6 protein-coding genes are annotated in these 6,390 nt (G+C 66.9%); 4 read left to right on the forward strand and 2 right to left on the reverse strand.

Annotated features, from left to right (window positions below; translation table 11 throughout):
* Nucleotides 1-181 precede the first annotated feature (181 nt).
* The gene (locus JYJ84_RS25430) at nucleotides 182-1,090 is read right to left on the reverse strand and encodes a transporter (protein WP_205182746.1); all 909 of its coding nucleotides are present in this window, start codon (nucleotides 1,088-1,090) and stop codon (nucleotides 182-184) included.
* 162 nt (nucleotides 1,091-1,252) lie between these two features.
* Nucleotides 1,253-2,176, reverse strand: a complete 924-nt coding sequence (locus tag JYJ84_RS25435; protein WP_205189587.1) for a LysR family transcriptional regulator — start codon at nucleotides 2,174-2,176, stop codon at nucleotides 1,253-1,255.
* A gap of 118 nt (nucleotides 2,177-2,294) precedes the next feature.
* Here JYJ84_RS25435 and JYJ84_RS25440 point away from each other — a divergent pair, with 118 nt between their 5' ends.
* Genes JYJ84_RS25440 through JYJ84_RS25455 form a run of 4 tightly spaced genes read left to right on the forward strand, consistent with a single transcriptional unit; the run spans nucleotide 2,295 to nucleotide 6,268 of the window.
* Nucleotides 2,295-3,176 (forward strand): intradiol ring-cleavage dioxygenase, encoded by an 882-nt coding sequence (locus tag JYJ84_RS25440; RefSeq protein ID WP_174957155.1) that lies wholly within the window; start codon nucleotides 2,295-2,297, stop codon nucleotides 3,174-3,176.
* Nucleotides 3,173-3,475, forward strand: a complete 303-nt coding sequence (locus JYJ84_RS25445) for a Dabb family protein (RefSeq protein ID WP_174957156.1) — start codon at nucleotides 3,173-3,175, stop codon at nucleotides 3,473-3,475. Before JYJ84_RS25440 ends, JYJ84_RS25445 begins: the two co-directional genes overlap by 4 nt.
* Nucleotides 3,476-3,482: 7 nt before the next feature.
* Complete coding sequence (locus JYJ84_RS25450) at nucleotides 3,483-4,550, forward strand: maleylacetate reductase (RefSeq protein WP_175221345.1); 1,068 nt, start codon at nucleotides 3,483-3,485, stop codon at nucleotides 4,548-4,550.
* Between the two features lie 50 nt (nucleotides 4,551-4,600).
* The gene (locus JYJ84_RS25455) at nucleotides 4,601-6,268 is read left to right on the forward strand and encodes a bifunctional 3-(3-hydroxy-phenyl)propionate/3-hydroxycinnamic acid hydroxylase (RefSeq protein ID WP_175221344.1); all 1,668 of its coding nucleotides are present in this window, start codon (nucleotides 4,601-4,603) and stop codon (nucleotides 6,266-6,268) included.
* The last annotated feature ends 122 nt before the right edge of the window (nucleotides 6,269-6,390 follow it).

Consider the following 6,390-nt stretch of genomic DNA (forward strand, 5'->3'; position numbering starts at 1 on the left):
GGTTGTTTCTGGTTTTCGTCACGTCGTATCGATCTTCGTCTGGAGTCGCCGCACGCGGCCGCACCGGGTAGCCCGGGCGGCCGGCGACGCGAAACGTCAGATGATACAAAATATCAATTCACTTCGTCAGGATTTTGTCAGCTTGTGCCGGGCGCCCGGCCGACGGGCGCCGCGCCGGCGTCTACAGCGGAAAACTGAACTGCACCCACAGCTTGTCGCCCTGCGGCCGGTTGCGCACCGCGAACTCGTGCTGGTATTTCACGACCACGCCCGACGCCGGCCCCCACATGTAACGCAGCTGCGGGCCGATCGCCACCGACTGCCCGCGAAAGCCGTCCGACGCGACCTTGATGCCGTCCTGTGTATCGTCGGTGAACTGCTTCAGGAACGTGCCCTGCACGCCGAGCTGCACGCGCCGGTCGATCGAATAGCCGATCAGGTAGTCGAGCACGGCGACCGCGCCCGAGTGGTACCGCGTCGCATGGTTCGGCGAATTCAGCTCCAGCAGCGTGGTCGTCGAGATCTCCCAGTCGCGGCCCGGAAACCAGGTCGTGCTGACGTACGGCAGGAACGCATACGTGTTCAGCCCCGTGTTCGCGATCCGGTTCGCCGCATACGCACCCGTCGGCACCGCGAACGACGGCGAGAAGAACGCGAAGAAGGTCTTCGATGCGTTCGCATAGTTGATCATGAACGGCTCGAGGATCACGTCGCCGAGCGACGTGCGGTTGCCGGTGCCGCCCGGCGTCGACAGATGCAGGTGCACGATCGGCACGATCGCGCTGCTCGACAGCGAAAACGGCCCGAAGGTCGCGCCCCAGGTGTGGACCACGCGCGGCGTTTCCGCGACGACGCTCAGGTGGAATCCCGGCACCGCGCTGCCGCCGCTCGGTCCGGCAAACCGGTTCGATGCCGAGTACAGCGCGTAGTTGAAGTACTGCGTGTTGCCGGGCGGCGGGAGCATCCCGTTCAGCACCGTGTTGACGCCGAACGGATAGCTGATCTGCCCGTTCTCCGTGGCCGACGCCGGAGCCTGAATGGCCCCGGCGATCAGGAGTGCCAACGGCACCCGTCGCAATGCGAATTTCATGTCGTCTCCAGACCGGATTGTTATCGTGTCATCGCAAGCCGGGCATCGCAGGCCCGGGGAGACGCAATGTAATGCGCACGACAGCGGCGAAAAAGACGACGTTCGGGAGAACAGTTCTCCGTCACACGGAGAAATGCGCGACGGCGCAGCACCGGCCTGATATCAGCGGCCGACTTCCTTCCACTTGCGCGCGAGCCCGAGGCGTTCGAAACGCTCGATCAGGAACTCGGTGAACACGCGGATCTTCGCCGGCTGGTGACGGCGGCTCTGGTACGCGATGTTGACGGTGAGTGCCGGTAGTTGCCAGTCGGTGAGCACCGGCACCAGCTTCCCCGCGACGATATCGTCGTGGATGATGTAGAGCGGCTGGATCAGGATGCCGAGGCCCGCAAGTGCCGCGGCGCGGATCACCTGCCCTTCGTTCGCATCGAGCACGCTCTTGATCGTGACCGACTGCTTCCGCGCGCCGTGACGGAAATGCAGGACGTACGGATCGTTCGCGAGGTTGTAGACCAGCAGCTGGTGGTCGCACAGCGCATCGGGCGTCGCCGGCGCGCCGTGCTTCGCCAGACACCCGGGCGACGCGGCCAGCACGCGTCGCGTCTCGGCGAGCTTGCGCACGGTGATGCCCGAATCCGCTTCATGCTCGCGCGTGCGGATCGCCACGTCGATGCCGGCCTCGATGAAATCCGGGTAGCGGTTCGCCGCGACGATCTGCACGTTCAGGTTCGGGTAGCGCCGGTGAAACTCCGGCAACGCCGGTGCGATATAGATCGACGCGAACGATACCGAAGCTGTCACCCGCAGTGTGCCGGCCGGATTGACGCTCGCTTCGTTGACCGCCGCATCGGCCTCCGACAGTTCCATCAGGATCGCGACGCAACGCCGGTGGTACTCGTGCCCCGCGTCGGTCAGCCACAGGCGCCGCGTGGTGCGCTCGACGAGCCGCGCACCCAGCCGCTCCTCCAGCGCGTTCAGGCAGCGGCTCGCCGCCGCGCTCGACATGCCGAGCCGCTCGGCGGCCTTCGACAGGCTGCCCAGCTCGGCGACCTGCACGAAAAATTCGATCTGCGTCCACTTGTCCATGCGTTCAATTCTTCCACCTGGCGGAGAACAAAACTCCTCCAAACCATCTTTTTTACGATTCAAGGAGGAATTAATGTTACGTCAACGCGCCATCCAACGACATCAGGAGACAACCCCAATGCGCAATCTCAATGAAGACACCATCACGCAGGCCGTGATCGCGTCGCTGCGCGGCTGTCGCGACGAGCGGTTGCGCACGGTCATGACCAGTCTCGTCCAGCACCTGCATTCGTTTGCGCGGGAGACGAAGCTCACCGAGGCCGAATGGCAAACCGCGGTCGGCTTCCTGACCGCCGTCGGCCATATCACCGACGACACGCGCCAGGAGTTCATCCTGCTGTCCGACGTGCTCGGGCTGTCGACCCTCGTCACCGCGCAGAACCATGCGAAGCCGCCCGGCTGCACGGAGGCCACCGTATTCGGCCCGTTCTACGTCGAAGGCAGCCGCGACTTCGGGATGTTCGACGACATCGCGAACGGCGCATGCGGCGAGCCCTGCTTCGTGTCGGGCCATGTGCGCGACATCGACGGCACGCCGATCGCGCACGCATCGCTGGAAGTCTGGCAAGCCGATGAAGACGGGCACTACGACGTGCAACTCCCGGCCGACGATGGCTCGGTCACGCACCGCGCGCGTGGCCGGCTGCGCACCGGTGCCGACGGCCGCTACGCATTCCGCTCGATCCTCGCCGAGCCGTATCCGATTCCGCACGACGGCCCCGTCGGCGCGATGCTCGATGCGCTCGGCCGTCATCCGTGGCGCCCCGCGCACTTGCACTTCATGATCGAGGCACGCGGCTACGACACGCTGATCACGCACGTGTTCCGCGACGGCGACCGCTATCTCGACTCCGATGCGGTATTCGGCGTGCGCTCGACGCTCGTCGCCGACTGGGTCCGGCACGCGCCCGGCCTCGCGCCGGATGGATCGCGCATGGATACGCCGTTCTACACGCTCGATTACGACTTCGTGCTCAATCCCGCGGAGCGCGCCGCATGATCCGCCACGTCGTGATGTGGAACGTCGCCGGCGCGACCGAACCCGAGCGCGCGGTGGCACGCACCACCGTCAAGACCGCGTTCGAAAGCCTGCGCGGCCGGATTCCGGGCATGACGCACCTCGAGGTCGGCGCGGATTTCAGCGCGGCCGATTACGCGTGCGACCTGATTCTCGTCGCCGAATTCGAGTCGCGCGAAGCGCTCGACGCTTACGCGACGCATCCTGAACACGCTCGCGTACGCGACGCACTGACCGGCCTGCGCATCGCGCGCCACCAGGTCGACTACGCAACGGAGTGAGAACGACATGAATTTCATCTACCAGGCACGCCCCGCACGCGTGATCTTCGGCGCGGGCAGCCTCGAGCATCTCGAACGCGAAGTGCTGGAACTGGGCGCGCAACGCGCAATCGTGCTCTCTACGCCGGAACAGCGCGACCTCGCGCAACGCATCGTCGAGCGGCTCGGTGCGCGCGCAGCCGGACTCTACGATCGCGCGACGATGCACGTGCCGATCGAGATCGCCCGCGATGCGCAGGCGTTCGCGAGGTCGTGCGACGCGGATTGTGCGATCGCGATCGGCGGCGGCTCGACGATCGGCCTCGGCAAGGCGATTGCGCTCGAAAGCAGCCTGCCGATCCTCGCGATACCGACGACCTACGCCGGCAGCGAAATGACGCCGATCTACGGCCTGACCGAAGGCGGCCTCAAGCGCACGGGCTCCGACGCACGCGTGTTGCCGAAGACGGTGATCTACGATCCCGCGCTCACCGTCACGCTGCCCGTCGAGCTGTCCGTCACGAGCGGCCTCAACGCAATCGCGCACGCAGCGGAAGGCCTCTACGCGAACAACGCGAATCCGGTGATGAGCCTCGTCGCCGAAGAAGGCATTCGCGCACTGGCACGCGGCCTGCCCGGCGTGCGGCGCGACCCCGCCGATCTCGGCGCACGCAGCGACGCGCTTTACGGTGCCTGGCTGTGCGGCATGGTGCTCGGCAACGTCGGCATGGCGCTGCATCACAAGCTCTGTCATACCCTCGGCGGCAGCTTCAACCTGCCGCACGCGCCGACCCACACGGTCGTGCTGCCGCATGCGCTCGCGTACAACGCCGCGCATGCACCGGACGCGATGCAGCGGATCGCCCGCGCGATCGGCACCAACGACGCGGCGCGCGGCCTCTACGCACTGGCGCTCGACAACGGCGCGCCGGTCTCGCTGAAGGCGATCGGCATGCAGGAAGCCAACCTCGATCGCGCGGCCGATCTCGCGGCCGCCAATCCGTACTGGAATCCGCGCCCGATCGAACGCGACGGCCTGCGCGCGCTGCTGCAGGACGCCTTCGACGGCAACCTGCCCCGCTCGAGCGCGCACTGAGCCGAACACACGACAAACCAACGAACGACCCCGTCATGGAGACACCCCGCATGAATACCGAATCGAGCGCACCCGGCGACAGCACCGCCGAACACTGTGACGTCGCCATCGTCGGCTACGGCCCGACCGGCCTCGTCGCCGCATCGATGCTGGGCCGCGCCGGCCATCGCGTGATCGTGCTCGAACGCTGGCCGACGCCCTACGGCCTGCCGCGCCTCACCCACATCGACGGCGAAACCGCGCGCATCGTGCAGGCCAGCGCCGACGTCGATCACGCGCTGCGCAACGCGAAGGCGGTCGACTCGTATCACTACCGCGATGCGAACGGCGACCTGCTGCTCGAACTGAACTGGACCGGCCGTGCATGCGGCTATCCCGCGCACATCTCGATCTATCAGCCCGACATCGAGGATGCGATCGACGCGCGCGCCAGCACCTTCAAGAACGTGACGATCCTGCGCGGCTGGGAAGTCGATACGCTGCTGCAGGACGACGACGGCGTGACGCTGACCGCGCATCCGTGGCGCGGCGGCCAGGACGCGCAATGGACCGGCAAGCCGCGCACCCTCCGCGCGCGGTACGTGATCGGTGCGGACGGCGCAAACAGCTTCGTGCGCCGCACGCTCGGCATCGAACGATCGGATTTCGGCTACAACGAGCGCTGGCTCAATCTCGATTCGGAGAACAAGCGCGATCTCGGCGACGGCTGCGCGCGCACGACGATCTACTGCGATCCGGCCCGCGCGTACATGCACATGCCGATCGGCACGAAGCGCACGCGTTTCGAGCTGCGCGTGCTGCCGAACGAATCGACGGCCGAATGGGAAACGGAAGCCGCCGGCTGGAAGTGGCTCAACGACCACTACGGCTACGGCCCCGACGACCTGACACTGCTGCGCCACGTCGTCTACACGTTCGAGACACGCATGGCCGAACGCTGGCGCGCCGGCCGCGTGCTGCTCGCGGGCGATGCGGCGCACACGATGATGCCGTACATGGGACAAGGCGCGTGCTCCGGCATGCGCGACGGCATCAACCTCGCGTGGAAGCTCGACCTGGTGCTGACCGGGCGCGCATCCGCCGACCTGCTCGACACGTTTGAAGCCGAACGCCGTCCGCACGTGACCGCAATCACGCAGATGTCGCTGTTTCTCGGGCAGGTCGTCAACGAGGACGATCCACGCAAGGTCGCCGAGCGCGACGCGGCGTTCCGCTCGGGCACCATGCCGCCGATGCCGCCGTTCCCGAAGCTCGACCGCGGCATCGTGCACGACGAAGCCGACGGCACGCGCCTGCCGACGACCGGCGCGCCCGCGCCGCAAGGGCGCGTTCGCCGCGGCGCAGCCGAGGGCCGTTTCGACGACGTGGTCGGCCGGGGATTCCAGCTCATCGCGCGCGAACACCCTTCCCGCTATCTCGACGACGCGCAGCGCGCGTTCCTCGCGCGGCTCGGCTGTCACGTGGCGGTGCTGTCCGACGACGTGAGCGCACCGGATGCCGTGGTCGATCTCGACGGCGACCAGCATGCGTTCATGACGGCGCACGGGATCGGCGCGTATCTCGCGCGGCCCGATTTCATCGTGTTCGGTTCGGTGGCCGACCTGCGCGACCTCGGGACGCTCGTCGATTCGCTCCGCGACAAGCTGCACGGGCCAGCCGCGTCGAGCGAGCCGTCCGCGGCTTCGGCCGCCTCGGCGGCTGTCACCCACGCATCGTGAAGGAGACGTACGCATGACGACTGAACTGTCACCGTTCGCGCTGTCCCTGCAACGCGCGATGCCCGTCACGCGCTTGCTCGACTGCGGGATGGACTATGCCGACGCAATGGCGCTGCACGCGC

Origin of the sequence: Burkholderia sp. LMG 13014 (assembly GCF_905232215.1) — a bacterium.
Taxonomy (GTDB): Bacteria; Pseudomonadota; Gammaproteobacteria; order Burkholderiales; family Burkholderiaceae; genus Burkholderia.